14 protein-coding genes and 1 tRNA gene are annotated in these 16664 nt (G+C 61.1%); 14 read left to right on the forward strand and 1 reads right to left on the reverse strand.

Translation table 11 applies throughout. The annotated features are described in order from the left end of the window. Window positions 1–32: 32 nt before the first annotated feature. Complete coding sequence (purE, locus tag ACCQ13_RS08815; protein WP_104603649.1) at window positions 33–536, forward strand: 5-(carboxyamino)imidazole ribonucleotide mutase; 504 nt, start codon at window positions 33–35, stop codon at window positions 534–536. Further along, a complete protein-coding gene (locus ACCQ13_RS08820) occupies window positions 533–1678 on the forward strand; it encodes a 5-(carboxyamino)imidazole ribonucleotide synthase (RefSeq protein ID WP_159407024.1) in 1146 nt (381 codons plus the stop codon). Before purE ends, ACCQ13_RS08820 begins: the two co-directional genes overlap by 4 nt. Before the next feature lie 139 nt (window positions 1679–1817). On the opposite strand, the gene ACCQ13_RS08825 is transcribed toward ACCQ13_RS08820, so the two are convergent. After that, the gene (locus ACCQ13_RS08825; RefSeq protein WP_159407025.1) at window positions 1818–2396 is read right to left on the reverse strand and encodes a superoxide dismutase; all 579 of its coding nucleotides are present in this window, start codon (window positions 2394–2396) and stop codon (window positions 1818–1820) included. A gap of 120 nt (window positions 2397–2516) precedes the next feature. Between ACCQ13_RS08825 and grxD the strand changes: the two genes are divergently transcribed. From grxD to ACCQ13_RS08885, 12 genes are all read left to right on the forward strand, one after another. Continuing rightward, window positions 2517–2837 (forward strand): Grx4 family monothiol glutaredoxin, encoded by a 321-nt coding sequence (grxD, locus tag ACCQ13_RS08830; protein WP_029221564.1) that lies wholly within the window; start codon window positions 2517–2519, stop codon window positions 2835–2837. Continuing rightward, window positions 2834–3577, forward strand: coding sequence for an SDR family NAD(P)-dependent oxidoreductase (locus ACCQ13_RS08835; RefSeq protein ID WP_167526875.1), 744 nt, complete (start codon window positions 2834–2836; stop codon window positions 3575–3577). The genes grxD and ACCQ13_RS08835 overlap by 4 nt, the downstream gene beginning before the upstream one ends. After that, window positions 3574–4173 carry a YhgN family NAAT transporter gene (locus ACCQ13_RS08840; RefSeq protein ID WP_104588811.1) on the forward strand — a complete coding sequence of 200 codons (600 nt, stop codon included), beginning with the start codon at window positions 3574–3576 and terminating at the stop codon, window positions 4171–4173. Before ACCQ13_RS08835 ends, ACCQ13_RS08840 begins: the two co-directional genes overlap by 4 nt. A gap of 366 nt (window positions 4174–4539) precedes the next feature. After that, window positions 4540–7785, forward strand: a complete 3246-nt coding sequence (locus tag ACCQ13_RS08845) for a TonB-dependent receptor (RefSeq protein WP_274392084.1) — start codon at window positions 4540–4542, stop codon at window positions 7783–7785. A 106-nt stretch (window positions 7786–7891) separates the two neighbouring features. Next, window positions 7892–9277: a nucleotide 5'-monophosphate nucleosidase PpnN gene (gene ppnN / locus ACCQ13_RS08850; protein ID WP_104603654.1), complete on the forward strand. Its 1386-nt coding sequence runs from the start codon at window positions 7892–7894 to the stop codon at window positions 9275–9277. Between the two features lie 173 nt (window positions 9278–9450). Continuing rightward, entirely contained in the window at window positions 9451–9966 is a 516-nt protein-coding gene (locus ACCQ13_RS08855) for a GspH/FimT family pseudopilin (protein ID WP_104603655.1), read from the forward strand. Next, window positions 9963–10442, forward strand: a complete 480-nt coding sequence (gene pilV / locus ACCQ13_RS08860) for a type IV pilus modification protein PilV (protein WP_372372385.1) — start codon at window positions 9963–9965, stop codon at window positions 10440–10442. The genes ACCQ13_RS08855 and pilV overlap by 4 nt, the downstream gene beginning before the upstream one ends. Then, a complete protein-coding gene (locus tag ACCQ13_RS08865) occupies window positions 10439–11605 on the forward strand; it encodes a PilW family protein (protein WP_159407026.1) in 1167 nt (388 codons plus the stop codon). The genes pilV and ACCQ13_RS08865 overlap by 4 nt, the downstream gene beginning before the upstream one ends. Before the next feature lie 3 nt (window positions 11606–11608). Then, window positions 11609–12118, forward strand: a complete 510-nt coding sequence (locus tag ACCQ13_RS08870) for a pilus assembly PilX family protein (RefSeq protein ID WP_104603657.1) — start codon at window positions 11609–11611, stop codon at window positions 12116–12118. 10 nt (window positions 12119–12128) lie between these two features. Next, window positions 12129–16052, forward strand: coding sequence for a pilus assembly protein (locus ACCQ13_RS08875; protein WP_208800549.1), 3924 nt, complete (start codon window positions 12129–12131; stop codon window positions 16050–16052). Between the two features lie 11 nt (window positions 16053–16063). After that, on the forward strand, window positions 16064–16513 hold the full coding sequence (locus ACCQ13_RS08880; protein WP_104603665.1) for a type IV pilin protein: 450 nt from the start codon (window positions 16064–16066) through the stop codon (window positions 16511–16513). A gap of 52 nt (window positions 16514–16565) precedes the next feature. Next, window positions 16566–16642, forward strand: a tRNA-Asn gene (locus ACCQ13_RS08885). The last annotated feature ends 22 nt before the right edge of the window (window positions 16643–16664 follow it).

The following is a 16664-nucleotide window of genomic DNA, read 5'->3' on the forward strand; positions in this document are numbered from 1 at the left end:
GCTAGAATACGTCTTTACCGCAGGGCAGGGCCATGACCTCCAACCACTCCGCGCCGCTGGTCGGCATCGTGATGGGCTCCCGTTCGGATTGGGAGACCATGCAACACGCAGCTCAGAAGCTCGATGCGCTGGGCGTGCCCTACGAAGTCAAGGTGGTCTCGGCGCACCGCACGCCGGATGTGCTGTTCACCTACGCCGAGCAGGCCGGCGCACGCGGCCTGCGCGCGATCATTGCCGGTGCCGGCGGCGCGGCGCACCTGCCGGGCATGCTGGCCGCCAAGACGGCGGTGCCGGTGCTGGGCGTGCCGGTGCAGTCCAAGGCGCTCAATGGCATGGATTCGCTGCTGTCGATCGTGCAGATGCCGGCTGGCATTCCGGTGGCCACTTTCGCAATCGGCAACGCTGGCGCTGCGAATGCGGCCTTGTTCGCGGCAGCGATGTTGGCACCCGAGCAGGCGCAGATCGGGCAGGCGCTGGCGCAGTTCCGCGCCAGGCAAACCGACGATGTCATGGCCAGCGACGACCCGCGCCAATGACGACGCTCGGCATTCTGGGAGGCGGCCAGCTGGCCCGCATGCTGGTCCTGGCCGGTGCGCCACTGGGCGTGCGCTTTGCGACGTTCGATCCGGCCGCCGATGCCTGCGCAGGGCAACTGGCGCCGCTGCAGGTGGGCGCCTTCGACGATACCGCTGCGCTGGCTGCATTCGCCGCGCAGGCCGATGCGATCACCTTCGATTTCGAAAACGTGCCCGCAGCCAGTGCGCAGCACTTAGCAGCGCAGCTGCCGGTGTTTCCGCGTCCACAGGCGTTGGCGGTGGCGCAGGACCGGCTCAGCGAAAAGACCCTGTTTCGCGAGCTCGGCATCCCGGTGCCCGAATTCGCCGCAATCGACGATCGCGCCGGCCTGGACGCCGCACTGGCATGCATCGGTGCGCCCTGCGTGCTCAAGACGCGCCGCTTCGGCTACGACGGCAAGGGCCAGTTCCGGATCAAGACGCTGGCCGATGCCGATGCCGCGTGGGACGCACTGGGTGCGCAGGCCGAGCGGGTCGGGTTGATCCTGGAGGCCTTCGTGCCGTTCCAGCGCGAGGTCAGCGTGGTGGCGGTGCGTGGTCGCGACGGTGAATTCCGCGCCTGGCCGTTGACCGAAAACTGGCATGTGGATGGCGTGCTGTCGGCGAGTCTGGCGCCGGCCAGCGTGGACGCCGCCATGCAGATGCTGGCCGAAACGCGCGCGCGCGCGATTGCCGACACCCTGGATTACGTGGGCGTGTTCGCGCTGGAGCTGTTCGTGCGCGATGGCCAATTGCTGGCCAACGAAATGGCGCCGCGTGTGCACAACTCCGGGCACTGGACCATCGAAGGCGCCGAAACCTCGCAGTTCGAGAATCATGTGCGTGCCGTGCTTGGCCTGCCATTGGGCAGCACCGCCATGCGCGGCCATGCCTGCATGTTGAACTGGCTGGGTGCGATGCCCGATGCCGAAGCGTTCCTGGCGGTGCCCGGTGGGCACTGGCACGACTACGGCAAGCACCCGCGCGAGGGGCGCAAGGTCGGGCATGCCACGCTGCGTGCCGACACGCCGCAGGCACTGATGCAGGCTCTGACGCAGGCCGGCGCGGCAGTGCAGCGCGATGTCCAGGTGGCGCCGGTGGTCGCGCGCCTGCGCGGTGAGTAGGTTGCGGCGGCTTGCGTGCGATATCGCGATCCAGCGGCATCGGCAACGGAGGCCGCAACGCACCGCTTGATGCGCGCGCGATTCGGCCGGACGAGCTGCCGCATGATCGCCCGTGCAACTGCCCTCGCGCGCCGGGCGGCTAGCGCAGCCGGCTGGCCACGAAGTCCCAGTTGATGAGTTTCCAGAATGCATCCAGGTAGCGCGCGCGGTCGCGCTGGTAATCCAGGTAATACGCATGCTCCCAAAGATCGCAGGCCAGCAGCGGCGTGTCCGGCCCGGTGAGCGGAGTGGACGCATTCGGCGTGGCGACCACCGCCAAGGTGCCGTCCGGGCGCTGCACCAGCCAGGCCCAGCCAGAGCCGAATGTGCCCAGCGCGACGCGGTTGAATTCCTGCTTGAAGTGCGCAAAGTCGCCGAATGATTTGCCCATGTTGTCGGCCAGCTTGCTCAGCGGCTCGCCGCCGCCGCGTGGGCGCAGGCACTGCCAGTAGAAATTGTGATTCCAGACCTGTGCCGCCAAGTGAAACAGCGTGCCCTGCGCCCGCGCGATGATCTCTTCCAGCGTCAGCTCGGCGAACTCGCTCCCGTCGATGCGCGCATTGAGCCGTTCCACGTCGCTGCGGTGGAGCACGCCGTGATGGGCTTCCAGTGTCGCGGCAGACAAATGCGGCTCCAGCGCGGCGCGAGAGTAGGGCAGGGCAAGGTGTTCGATCGGCATGATGGGCAGGGCAGCGAAGGGAGTCCGGCGGCGGGTCGCGTGAAGGCTTACAATGCGCGCCTTTGCGGAAGTCTATCCGACCCGGCGGTCGGGCCTGCCGCTCCCAGTCAGGAGAGTTCAATGCCGGTGATGGAACGCATCCAGGCCGAAGTCGAACAGCACCCGATCGTGCTGTTCATGAAAGGCACCCCGCAATTCCCGATGTGCGGCTTTTCCAGTCGCGCGGTGCAGGCCCTGGTGGCCGCCGGCGCCGACCAGCTGCGCACCGTCAACGTGCTGGAAGAACCCGAGATACGCGCCAACCTGCCGCGCTATTCCAATTGGCCGACGTTCCCGCAGTTGTTCATCCACGGCGAGCTGATCGGCGGTTGCGACATCACGCTGGAACTGTTCGAAGCCGGCGAACTCAAGCGCATCGTCAGCGAGGCCTACCAGCCGTGAGTGTGTCGCAGGACGGGGTGGGAGCGCAGGCGCTGGCCGGGCGAATCGTCCTGATTACCGGCGCGGCCGGCGGGTTAGGTACCGCCGCCGCGCAGGCGTGCGCCGGTGCGGGCGCCACGGTGGTGCTGCTTGGCCGCAAGCTGCGCCCGTTGGAACGCGTTTACGACACGCTTGCCAAGCTGGGCCCCGAACCGCTGCTCTACCCGCTGGATCTGGCCGGCGCCACGCCGGACGACTATGCCGCGCTGGCGCAGCGGTTGCATGCCGAACTCGGTGGCCTGCACGGGCTGCTCCAGTGTGCTGCCGAGTTCGGCGGCCTCACCCCGGCCGAACTTGCGGCGCCCGCCGACTTCGCCCGCAGCATCCACGTCAACCTCACCGCGCGCGCCTGGCTGACGCAGGCCTGCCTGCCGCTGCTGCGCCAGCAGGTCGACGCGGCAGCCGTGTTCGTGGTGGACGATGTCGCACGCGTCGGGCAGGCTTACTGGGGTGCCTACGGGGCCGCGCAGCATGCGCAACGCGGGCTGATCGCCAGCCTGCATCACGAAACCGCCGCCGGCCCGGTGCGCATCCACGGCCTGCAGCCGGGCCCCATGCGCACCGCCTTGCGCGCGCGCGCCTTCACCCACCAGGAAGACCGCGACGCGGCCGACCCGGTGCGCTACGCCACTGCTTGCGTCAGCCTGTTGTCCCGGGCCGGTGCCGCGCACCGCGGCGCGATCTGGAGCCCGTCCGCATGACCATTCTTTCGGCAGCCCTGCTGCTGTTCCTGATCCTCGACCCGCTGGGCAACATCCCCGTGTTCCTCAGCGTGCTCAAGCCGCTGCCGCCCAAGCGCCAGCGCTTCGTGCTGGCACGCGAACTGCTGATCGCCCTGTGCGTGCTGATGGCGTTCCTGTGGGGCGGCAAGTACGCGCTGGAGCTGATGCACCTGCGCCAGGAGTCGGTGGCGATCGCCGGCGGCATCGTGCTGTTCCTGATCGGCATCCGCATGATCTTCCCGCGCCCGGAAGGGCTGATGGGCGAGCTTCCCGATGGCGAACCCTTCATCGTGCCGCTGGCCATTCCGCTGGTGGCCGGCCCCTCGGGCATGGCGGCGGTGATGCTGATGGGCAGCAATGAACCCACCCGGTTGTGGGACTGGAGCCTGGCGCTGATGATCGCCTGGATCGGCGCCTCCTCGATCCTTGCCTCCGCACCGCTGCTGTACAAGCTGCTGGGGCACCGCGCCCTGACTGCGGTCGAACGCCTGATGGGCATGTTGCTGGTCGCCATCTCGGTGCAGATGTTCCTGGATGGGCTGGGCACCTACTTCAAGCTGCCTGTGTCGATCTAGGGCGGCAGCGACGGCCGGCGTTCCGCCTGCACTGCAATCGGCGACGTCCCCAAGCCGCGCTGCGCAATTGGTGGCAGTCCGTCCGCAATGCGGGGGGCAAGCCATTTCGCGACGCTAGTCTACTTTGCGATGAGATCCTGATCGGCCGGGCATTTCACGTCCTTGTCCGCGAAGTGCATGTTGCACCAAGCGAACTTTGTCACGCCGCCGTCACAATCAGGCCTTAGCGTGTTAATCTGTTGTTAACCGTTGCGGCAGCAACCAGTCGCGCGGCGAGGGACCCCAGATCATCGGCAGCCCAACCCCGGGAACGGTTGGGCTGACTGCGCTTTTTGTCACTGCCCAACTTGTATCGAGGCCACCGAAATGACCCACCCCCGTTGTCTCCGCATGTCCAAGCTCACGCTTGGCCTTGTTGCCGCGCTCGCCGCCGCCCCCGTGTTCGCCCAGAGCACCTCTGCCGGCGTTGCTGGCCTGGTGACCGGCAGTGGCGGGCAGCCGGTGCCCAATGCCGAAGTGACGATCACCCACGTCGAATCCGGCACCGTGAGCCGCGCCACCACCGATGCCAGCGGACGCTACAACGCGCGCGGCCTGCGTGTGGGTGGCCCGTACACCATCACCATCACCAAGTCCGGCGAAGGCACCAAGACCGAAGACGGCGTATTCCTGAACCTCAATCAGGTCAACAGCGTCGATGCGTCGCTGGGCGGCGACGTCACCACGCTGGGCGCCGTGCAGGCCATCGGTGGCGACTACGGCTCGGCGCTGTTCAGTGCCAACAAGATGGGCACCGGCACCAACGTGACTCGCGAACAGATCGAATCGCTGCCGTCGATCAACCGCAACCTGCAGGACTACGTCCGCCTGGATCCGCGCGTGGCGCAGACCGACAAGGCGCGTAACGAAATCTCGGTGGGCGGCCAGAATCCGCGCTTCAACCTGATCCGCGTGGATGGCATCAACACCAACGACGCGTTCGGCCTGGAGTCCAATGGCCTGCCGACGCCGCGCCAGCCCTTCTCGATGGACGTCATCGACGAAATCTCCGTCGACGTCGCCAATTACGACGTCACCATCACCGGCGCCACCGGCGGCGTCATCAATGCGGTCACCAAATCCGGTACCAACGAATTCCACGGCTCGGTCTACGGCACCTACCGCGAGAACGATTGGTCGGGCAAGAACCAGAACAATATCCGCCCGCAGCTGTTCGATAGCGAAACCACCTACGGCCTGACCCTGGGCGGGCCGGTCATCAAGGACAAGCTGTTCTTCTTCGCCAACTACGAAAAGTACAAGGGCAAGGGCGTTTTCACCGGTGCCTCCGGCTTTGGTCCGATCGGTTCGGGCGAGAGCAACACCGTGCAGATCCAGCAGGCGCAGGTCGATCAGATCATCGACATCTCGCGTAATGTCTACGGCTTCGATCCGGGAACCCTGGCGCTGCCGGCGCTGGATTCGGATTCCGAAGAGAAGGGTTTCAAGCTCGACTGGAACATCTCCGACAAGCACCGCGCCTCGCTGCGTTATGGCGAAAGCGAGCAGAGCACCGCCAACCTCAACGGCTTCGGCAATCAGGCGCTGTCGCTGAACTCGTATCACTACGTTCGCGACTTCAGCCTCAAGACGTACACCGCCCAGTTGTTCAGCGACTGGACCGATACGTTCTCCACCGAAGCCAAGGTGTCCTACCGCGATTATTCGGCCGTGCGTACCGCCGCTTCGCAGCTGCCCGCCATCGCCGTGCGCATTGGTAACAACACCGTCAACCTCGGCACCGAGCAGAGCACCCAGGCCAACGAGCTGCGGACCGAAACCTGGAATGCCTTCTTTGCGGGCACGTTGTTCTTGAACGACCACACCGTCAAGTTCGGTTTCGACTACGAAGACAACGACCTGTTCAATCTGTTCGGCCAGCGTGTCTTCGGTTCATACACGTTCAACTCGATTGCCGACTACGCGGCCAATCGCCCGCTGAACTATCGGTATTCGCGTTCCAACAGCGGCAACATTGAGGATATCGCGGCGCAATGGGGTATGCGCAATGTGGGCGTGTTCCTGCAGGACACCTGGGCGGTCAATAACAACCTGACCCTGACCTTCGGCCTGCGTTATGACGAGCCGATGGTCAAGAACAGCCCTGCCTACAATGCAACGGCTTCGACGCTGTTTGGCTTCCGCAATGATCAGACCATCGATGGCAACGGTCTGTTCGAGCCGCGCTTCGGTTTCAACTACACCTTCGACAGCGATCGTCCCACCCAGCTGCGTGGCGGCGTGGGCCTGTTCCAGGGCGCCGCGGCAACCGTGTGGTTGTCCAACCCGTACTCCAATACCGGTCTGGCCTACACCGACTACAACTTCTCCAGCCAAGCCCTGGTGAACTCCAACGGGATTCGCTTTACGCCGGACATCAACAACCAGCCGATTGGAAACGGGTCGGTGAATGGCGCCACCCAGTCGGTCGATTTCGTCGACAGCAAGCTGGGTCAGCCGTCGGTGTGGAAGGCCAATCTGGCATTCGATACCGAATTGCCCTGGTACGGCATCGTCGCGTCCGCCGAGGCGGTGGTGACCAAGGTTAACGAGGCGATCTACTATCAGCAGCTCAATCTGGGTAGCACCAGCCGCGTGGGCCAGGACGGCCGTAACCTGTACTGGAATACGCCAGGGCTGAATCCGGCCTGCTGGCTGGAGGACGGTCGCAACCCGACCGGTGCGGGCGCTCCGGCGGCATGTCTGCGTGGCACAGGTTCATCGGTTGACGCACGCGGTTTACGCGATACACGTTTCAACGATGCGATCATCGCGCGTCCGACCGACAAGGGGGGCAGCGAGAGCTTCACCTTTGGTCTGAACAAGCCCTTCAACGGCGGCGACTGGTCCTGGGGCCTGTACTACACCTACACCGACGCCGACGAGGTCAGCGGTCTGACCAGCTCGGTGTCGGGTTCGCAGCTGGCCAATACCGCGGTCTTCCAGGCAAATGAAAATGTTGCTTCGACCGCAGCGTATGAGGTCAAGAACAGCTTCCTGGGGACCTTGAACTGGAAGCACGCGTTCTTCGGCGACTACGAGACCAAGGTGGGTCTGATCTATCAGGGCCGCAATGGTCGTCCGTACAGTTACACCTTCGACAACGACGCCAACGGCGATGGTCGCCTTAACGACCTGTTGTATATCCCGGCCGGCCGTGGCGATGTGCTGTTCGGTACAGCAGCGGAAGAGCAAGCGTTCTGGAAGTACATTGAAGGCAATGAGTATCTGGCCGCCCGTCGTGGTCAGGTCGCCGAACGCAATGGCGCACGTAACTCCTGGATCAACCAGTTCGATCTGCACATCGAGCAGGAAATCCCGGGCTTCTTCAAGGGCAACAAGGCCTCCCTTTGGTTGGACGTCATGAACGTTGGCAACCTGCTCAACAAGAAGTGGGGACGCGTCGACGAGTACGGCTTCCCCGGCATGCGTGGCGTAGTCGAGTACGGCGGCATCGATGCGGCCAGCGGCAAGTACGTGTATCGCTTCAATACGCCTGACCAGTCGACAATCTACGATGATCGTGGCATCTCCCGCTGGGCACTGCAGCTGGGCTTCCGCTACCAGTTCTGATCGCTATTGGCGTGGCACGCGTTGCGGAAACGGCCGGGGCAACCCGGCCGTTTTCTTTTGTGCGGGCGAGTACGCTAAAGTCCTGCGCAGACGACAGGAGCAAGCTATGGAACTCAGCAGTACGGCGGCGCGGGCGCTGCCGGTAGTGGATGCGCGGATCTATCCGCGTGGTGGCCTGGACGTGCTGTCCAAGGCGGAAGTGGCCCGGCTGCGCGATGCATCCGGTGGCGGCATGCACGAGTTGCTGCGCCGTTGCGCGCTGGCCGTGCTGACCAGCGGCAGCGCCTCGGACGACCCGCGCGCCGCACGCGACCTGTATCCGGATTTCGATATCCAGGTCAACCAGCAGGACCGTGGCATCCGCATCGACCTGAGCAACGCACCGGCAATGGCCTTTGTCGACGGCGAAATCATTCGTGGCGTGGCCGAATTGCTGTTCGCCGTGGTCCGCGACCTGGCCTACATGGCCATCGAACTGGAAGCGCAGCGGGGCGATCTGGACACCAGCGAAGGCATCACCAACGCGGTCTTCGGCCAGTTGCGCAACGCGCGCATCCTGCAGCCGTCGGACCCGAATCTGGTGGTGTGCTGGGGCGGGCATTCCATCTCGCGCGACGAATACCTCTACACCAAGCAGGTAGGCTACGAGCTCGGCCTGCGTGGCCTGGACATCTGCACCGGCTGCGGCCCGGGTGCGATGAAGGGTCCGATGAAGGGCGCCACCATCGCCCACGCCAAGCAGCGCAAGCACCACACGCGCTACATCGGCGTGACCGAACCCGGCATCATCGCGGCCGAATCGCCGAACCCGATCGTCAACCATCTGGTCATTATGCCGGACATCGAAAAGCGGCTGGAGGCTTTCGTCCGCATCGGTCACGGCATCCTGGTGTTCCCGGGGGGCGTCGGCACGGCCGAAGAGATCCTTTACTTGCTCGGTATCTTGCTACGCGAGGAGAATGCGCACCTGCCGTTCCCGCTGATCCTGACGGGCCCGACCATCGCCTCGGCGTACTTCGAACAGATCGACCGCTTCATTCGCCTGACCCTGGGCGATGCCGCCGCCTCGCGCTACGAGATCATCGTCGGCGACCCGGTCGCGGTGGCCCGCCGCATGGCCGAGGGCATTCACGAGGTGCGCTCGCACCGCAAGGATCACAAGGACTCCTATTACTTCAACTGGTCGGTGCACATCCCGCTGGAGTACCAGCAGCCGTTCGTGCCCAGCCACGAAGCCATGGCCGCCCTGGACCTGCACCACGGCCGCCCGGCGCCCGCCCTGGCCGCGGACCTGCGGCGCGCCTTCTCCGGCATCGTCGCCGGCAACGTCAAGGAAGACGGCATGCGCCGCATCGAGGAATTCGGCCCGTTCGAGATCAACGGCGCCCCCGACATCATGCAGGCCCTGGACGAACTGCTACGCGGCTTCGTGGAGCAGCGCCGGATGAAGATCTCGGGCGATTATCGGCCTTGTTATCGGGTGGTGACCTGAGGCCCGCCGCAGGCCGCAGTGCCTGAAGTGGGCTGAACCAAGGTCAGTAGCAAACTGCCGGCCTTGCCTTTGCGCGTACGCCAGTAACCCTGAAACGACCGTTCGTCCCCCCAGCGCTTGTCGCGTCAGGGCTTCAGGGTGCATTTTGGGCACGTCACGCTGGGGAGCGTCCAATGTCTTTTCGCCGACCTACCGGCTTCACTCTCGTGGAATTGATGATCACGATCGCCGTCTTGGCGATCCTGTTGACGATTGCATTTCCCAGTTTCCGTGGAGTGATCCGCTCCAACCGCGTCGCGAGTGCTACCAACGAGAGCATCGGGCTGTTATCTCTTGCCCGCAGCGAGGCAATCCGCAATCGGCGAGGTGGGGGTGTCTGTGGTAGCGCGTCAGGAGCAGCCTGCGACAATAATTGGGCAAGTGGGATGCTTGCCTGGGCGGATGCCGATGGCGATGGAGTCTTCAAGAGCGGCGACACCGTCTTGCGCTTTGTTTCGATAGACCGGTCACTGACAAGTTCAGGTCCATCTGGCGCGGCGATCGCTTTTGATGGGCGCGGGCGCAGGGTCGCGTCCACCAATCAGCAAATCACACTGCAGCCAACAGTGTGCGACGGGCAGGCGCTGCGTCGTACCTTGGTAGTCAACGGTGCTGGTCAGATCACGTCTCAGAAAGGCACCTGTCAATGATGTATTCCCGTTCATTCGTATCGCGCTCACGATCCCAAGGCTTCAGTTTGCTTGAGGTGCTGATCACCATCATTGTGCTTGCGTTCGGCTTGCTCGGGTTCGCGTTATTGCAGACGGCCAATGTCCGCTTTGTTCAAAGCGCCAATTACCGTACCCAGGCCACCAACCTGGCCTACGACTTGCTGGACCAGATGCGCAGCAATCGCTTTCAATCCGCTTGGTATACAGATGCCACGTTTTCCGCCAATACAGTAACTTCGACCAGTTGTAGTCGGACCCTGGGAAACTCGGTCACCATTGCAAACAACATTGCGCGCTGGAAATGCCAAGTGGTACAAGCTTTGGGCGAAGGGGCCAGTGCAACCGTCCTCAACACCAATGGCCAGGTCACCGTAGGTATCGCGTGGGGAGACCAGCGCTGGGACGCCAGTAATCCTGATGCACGGACCACGTTCACTCTGGTATCTCAGCTATGAATCCTCGTGCCATAGCCAAACGCGGCATTGCCGGCATCAGCCTGATCGAAATGATGATCGCGATGGTGATCGGGTTGGTGTTGATGCTTGGGGTGATCCAGGTTTTTTCCGCATCCCGCACCGCATCGATGCTGGCTGAAGGAAATGCACGCGCTCAGGAAAACGGTCGGTTTGCTTTGGAGTTCTTGCAGCGCGACATTCGTATGGCAGGGCACTTCGGCTGTGTCAACGACCAAGCGCATTTCGTACGTGGGGAGGGCGATCCGGTGGTCACGACTGGCGCAGCGAGCGGCTCCGGCCATCCGCTGGATTTCAGCGTCAGTATTCAAGGCTACGAAGCGCCTAACACAAAGCCGCCAGCAAGCCTGACGATCGGCGCTACCTGGGCGCTGCCTGCCAATCTGCCATCGGCGATCTCCAAGCTCAATCCTCGTGGTGGTAGTGACATTCTGGTCCTGCGCTATCTCGCACCGGAAAGCGTGCCGATCACTACATTGACCTCAGGGAGTACTAGCGTTGCGAGCTTCGATGCTACCGCTGGACGGCGCCTGACCGAGGGTAGGCAGGCATCGCCAAACCTGTTTGGAATCGCAGATTGCGCGCATGCCGTCGTATTCAAGGGCGCCTATGAGAGTGGCAAGGTCACTGCCAACGGAACCAATCTATCCAAGTATTCGACCAGACCTAGTGGTCAGGCGCTGATTTATCGCGCCGAGTCGTTGGTGTACTACGTGGGGACGTCAGCCGCTTCGGGTGAGCCGGTGCTGATGCGGGCACGTTCCAATGGAGCGGACGACTACGCTACTCCGGAGGAATTGGTCGAAGGCATCGAGAATATGCAACTGTTGTTCGGTCTCGACCAGACCGACAATATGTCCACTACCTCGCCGCCAGTGGGTAATATCACTAGCCAAGCTGTGGCAAGCGATGTCTCGACTGGAACGGATGCTGTCGCAGCTGCCCAATGGCGGCGTGTTGGGCAGGTCCAGGTCGGTATCCTGGCGCGCAGCCCGACACCATCCGCAGCCGAGAGGCCTGCCAATGCAGTTCGCAACCCGAGTGCGCTGGGAATATCTTTCGCGCAACCCACTCAGGCGGACGGGCGCTACAGGATGACTTACGAGTCTACGATTGCACTGCGTAATCGACTGTTCGGGAATTAACTCATGAATACCTCAGCTCGTTTGCGTCCAATGCCCACTCGGCCACGCGGGGCGGTGCTCTACGTCGCGTTGATCATGCTGATTTTATTGGCGCTGATCGGTATCGCTGGTATGCAGGTGGCAGGAATGCAGGAAAAAATGGCATCCAACTACTTGCAGACCAATATCGCATTCCAGAATGCCGAAGGAGTGACGCGGCGAAGCGAGCGGGCCATTGAGGCTATCGCCAATCGGACGGATGCACCCACTGGCGCTCCGTTGGTGGATACCGATATTCAGCAGAACTGCGATGTTGCATTCGACCCGGTTGCATGGGGTCGCAGCAAGGCAACAACCGTGAGTCAGGCGGTCAGCGTAAGGCGCATCGACTCCTGCATCATCGGTGGCGGGTCGCTTGCGATGGGGGGGCCGCTTGACCCGGTGACTCCGGTGTACCAGATCACCACATTCGCCAACGATGCCGCGACGGATGCTTCGTCGTCTGCATCCATCGATACCATCTTCAAGCTCTGAGGCTGTCGACATGTCGCGTCGCATTTTTCGAACTGCTGTTGCTTCTGCGATCGTTCTGGTCGCGGTAGGGGGCTACTTCGTCTATAACCTGATTGCTGCGCAGGGGCAGGGGACCTTGGCACAATCTCCGTTGAACAACGCAACCTCAATACCACCTGCTTTCATCATGGCGGTAGATGATTCGAATTCGATGACATTCGAACGCCTCTTCAAGGGTGGGGATGGGCGTATGCGATGGAATGGCAGCAGTTTTTTTAGTTCTTCCGGAAATTTCTTTGATGTTGGTGGAAGTTGCACGTTCACGTCGGGTAACAATACATTTGCTTTTAATGACTGCTACTCTTATCTTTTTCCTTTTCCAGGTTACAATAGTTCGTATAGTCCTGGAGTGGCTATTCCGCCGCTCGATCAATTCGGGTTTGCAAGATCGCCGGCATATAATGCGGGTTACTACGATCCAAATGTCACCTATGATCCTTGGAGCTTGGCTTCAAAGAGTGGGGACAGTCCAGCGTTGTGGCCCGCTGCTGATTTTGATAGGGCTAGGCCAGATCCTCGTGATCCCTTGATTTATGGGGGGGCGGATCAGCAAATCAGTATGAGTAGAAATGGCACTATCGTGAACCTCGGTTTGCCTAGAGAAAATTTGGATGACAGCCCGTTTAGGTTTATCGCGGGAATGACTATTCCTGCTCAGACACGCTATCGCACGTCCGGAACTGGTAGGGTCTGTAGCAATAATAACAACAATGGCTTGGCTGGAACGAGTGGTTTGTGGTCAGCTCTTACGTCTAATGCTACGGTAGCCATCGATTGTTCGGTGCAGATTTCTTATATCCCCGCGACATTCTATCTTCCGGCTGCTGCTCCTGCGCCCACGGGATACCTCACTGGCGACAGCAATCGTCCGATCATCGCAAATGCTTGTGGTCCTAATTGTAATTTGCGTCGATATCAAATAACGCGAGACAATTATGCGAATGTTGGCGCTTTCAATGATGCTAAGCAGAACTTTGCAAATTGGTTTCAGTATCAGCGGAATCGCATTCTTGCCATCATTGGTTCTGAGTCGCGTGCATTGGCTGCTGTTGACAAGATGCGGGTAGGTTATTTCAGTATCAATAATTTGACTCCAGTGAGTATGTATAATATTGACGAGGACGCTGAGCGCGCCTCGCTTTTCGAGCAGATCTACCGCCTGGAGCCAAGTGGCGGAACCCCGAACCGTACTGCCGTGGATTATCTGGGTAAGCAATTCAAGCGGACTGGAGACGGCGCTCCGGTATTGCGTGCGTGCCAGAAGAACGGTGGCATGTTGTTCACGGACGGATACTCCAATATCAACAATGTGGCCGGTGGATATGGTAACGCTGATTCTACCGGCACCGTAGATTTTCCTGGTGCGCCATTCGCTGACAGCTATAGCAATACGATTGCCGATATTGCCGCCTCCTACTATTCTGGTGCATCGACTCCTTTGGTGACGGGCCCAAGTTTTCCAGCTGGTTTGGTGCCAGTTGACGAGAGGTGCGCGACTCTTTCGAAGACATCTGCGGACTGGAAGCGACTGGACTGCCAGAAAGATTTGCATATGAACTTTTATGCAATCACCCTGGGGGCGCAGGGAAATATCTACGAGGTCAATCAATCGGCCACCGATGATCCTTATGCCAATGCTCCCAATTGGAATGGTAATGGCGATCCAGTTGTCGACGACGATGGTCGCGTGATCGACGAACTCTGGCACGCCACGATCAACAGCCGTGCCCAGTTCATCAATGCCAAGAGTCCTGCCGAGGTGACAGCCGCCATGCGCCGTGTCCTGTCGGCAGCCAGCGCAGCCAATTCCCCCTCTGGAACCTTGGCGCTGACCGGCGCGCGGATTGGTGCTGGGTCCTTGACCGTGACGCCGGAGTACCAGATCAGGAACAATGGTACGGACTGGTCCAGTACGCTGAAGGCAAGCCAGGCGTCGGTCGATCCGGATACGCGAGAGGCGCGGTTTACGCAGCTCTGGGAAGCGTCGACGCAAATGCCCGACGCCAGCGCTCGCAATGTGTTCTTCAGCGATGGTACCAACGTGCGCAAGTTCGATAGAACGACCATCAGCTTGAGCGGCCTATGTGGCCTCTCTCGAACACTGTATCCCGGTCAGACCCTCTGCTCCGAGCAGGATCTAGGGACAACGCTGGGTGCGACTGCAGCAACGGCAGCCAACTATCTGCTGGGCGATCGAAGCGGCGAGGTTCAACAGAAAGGCAAGCTGCGTGACCGGACCACCGTGCTTGGCGATATCATCAACTCTGCACCGGTCATCAGTGCGCCCATCGATGACTACGGATATCGCGCTCTCGGCGGAACACTGGGGACGAGTTACACCAACTATCTAAACAGCAAGCGTACGAACCAGGGGTATATGGTGTATGCGGGGGCTAACGACGGCATGTTGCATGCATTCGATGGAGGGATGAGCGGTAACGGTACCGTTACCGGTAGTGGGGGGCGCGAGCGTTTCGCCTATATTCCGGCTACGTCATACGGACATATGGGCAACCTGTTGTTGCCCTATCAGTCCAGTAAGGGCTCTGCTCAGCCGTTCGATCATCGATACTTCGTTGATGGGCCGCTTGCAGTGGGCGACACTTACTACGATAACAGCTGGAAAACCACCTTGGTTGGAACGACTGGTGCAGGTGGTCGCGGTGTATTCGCATTGGATGTGAGCAATCCGACAACGTTCGGTGCCAGTAGCCGTCTTTGGGAAATCAACGACCTCAGTGGCGATTCCACGGTGCGTTCGAATATTGGGCATGTATTGGGCAAGCCTGTCATCGTTCCTGTGCGTGCTGCAAATGGGGCAGTGAGTTGGAAAGCGATCTTCGGTAACGGCTACGAGAGTGCCAGCGGCAAGGCAGTGTTGTTTGTTGTAGATATCGGAACGTCCGCGACCCCAACCGTACGTATGATCGAGGCGACGGAATCCAATAATTCCATTACTGGACGGAATGGGCTTGGTAACCTCATTGTCTTGGATCGGGTCGACACAATGACGATTGATCCGGCCTCCAACAAGCCTGCTCGCATGCGGGACGGGTATGCCGACACGGTTTACGCTGCCGACCTTCGCGGCGCTATCTGGAAGTTTGATCTCACTTCGACGGCATCTTCGGTAACCGTGCCGGCATTCACCACAGGAACGTATGTCGAGGCCGGGCAGACATTCCGCCAGCCCATCACCGGTGGCTTGCAGGCCGCGTCCGGTGAGAATGGCGGGGTTCTGGTCATGTTCGGCACTGGCAGCTTCTCTTTTACCGCTGACAGTCTGCCAACCTCGGCGCAGCATACGCAGAGCCTGTATGGCTTCACGGACCAGGTCGATGGGGTCATCGCCACGACCTTGACCAGGTCGAACTTGATGCCCTACACAGTGGTGACTACCGGCGGCACAGCAACAAGAACCTTGCAGGCGGGCACCTCCCCGGCGTCAGTGTTGGGGTGGTATGTGGATCTGCCACCAGGGGAGCGGTTCGTGGGCTATCCAGAACTCGTGTCCGGAATTTTGTTCCTGCCCACGTATGCGCCACTTGCAGCAACGAGTGGCTGCAGCACCGACGGTGTGAACTGGCTGTTTGGTTTGAATGCGCGTACAGGTGCTGGTGCCTTGTCTGGTGTTCGAATGGGTGCCATTAGCGGCTCAACCCTCGCAGCCGGTTCTGCCGGCATCTCGCTCAATACCGGAGGAAATGCGCCCGTAAAGGATTTGGGTGTGTCTGTTGTGCCCCGGCTCGAGCCGAAGGTTAATCCGAAGGACGGCTCAGCCGCACCTGTGGTTCCCCAAGGAGCCGGCTGCTGGATGGTCGTCAACGTCGCAGGTGCCGGACCCATGTATGTTCCTTATCCTTGTGGCCGCCAATCGTGGCGCCAGATCCAGTGACGGAGGTTCCGATGTCGCCACGTTTTTCTCAATCTTTCTCCAGCCGGCTGTCTCATCGCGCCGGGAGCAGCGGGTTTACGCTCATCGAGTTGATGGTTGTGGTTGCTATTGTCGGGATCCTGGCGGCGGTCGCGTATCCGTCCTACGCTGAGCATATTCGCAAGTCGCGTCGGGCTCAGGCCAAGGCAGATCTGGTTGAGTATTCGCAACTGGCCGAACGCTCGCACACGACCAACAATACGTACGCAAGCTATCGTTTTGGGAACGGTTCGACGACCACGCAGTCGCCGCGGGAAGGTGGGACTGCGCAATACACCATTACATTCACCGGTAATCAGTCCAGCTTTACGTTGACTGCAGCTCCGCAGGGCAATCAAACCAAGGACACATGCGGCACGATGACGTTGAACCAAGCTGGGGTGAAGACCCCGAGCGCTTCGACTACCCCCGGTTGTTGGTAGTGGCCCAGGGGTGTTGCACTCCCTAAAGCTTGCGTCTAGAATACGCCTCCCCGCCCGAATAGCTCAGCCGGTTAGAGCACTTGACTGTTAATCAGGGGGTCGTTGGTTCGAGTCCAACTTCGGGCGCCAGAAACATCAAGGGCTTGCGGTC

It is taken from the genome of Xanthomonas sp. NCPPB 1638 (genome assembly GCF_041475635.2).
GTDB classification, from domain to species: domain Bacteria; phylum Pseudomonadota; class Gammaproteobacteria; order Xanthomonadales; family Xanthomonadaceae; genus Xanthomonas; species Xanthomonas cucurbitae.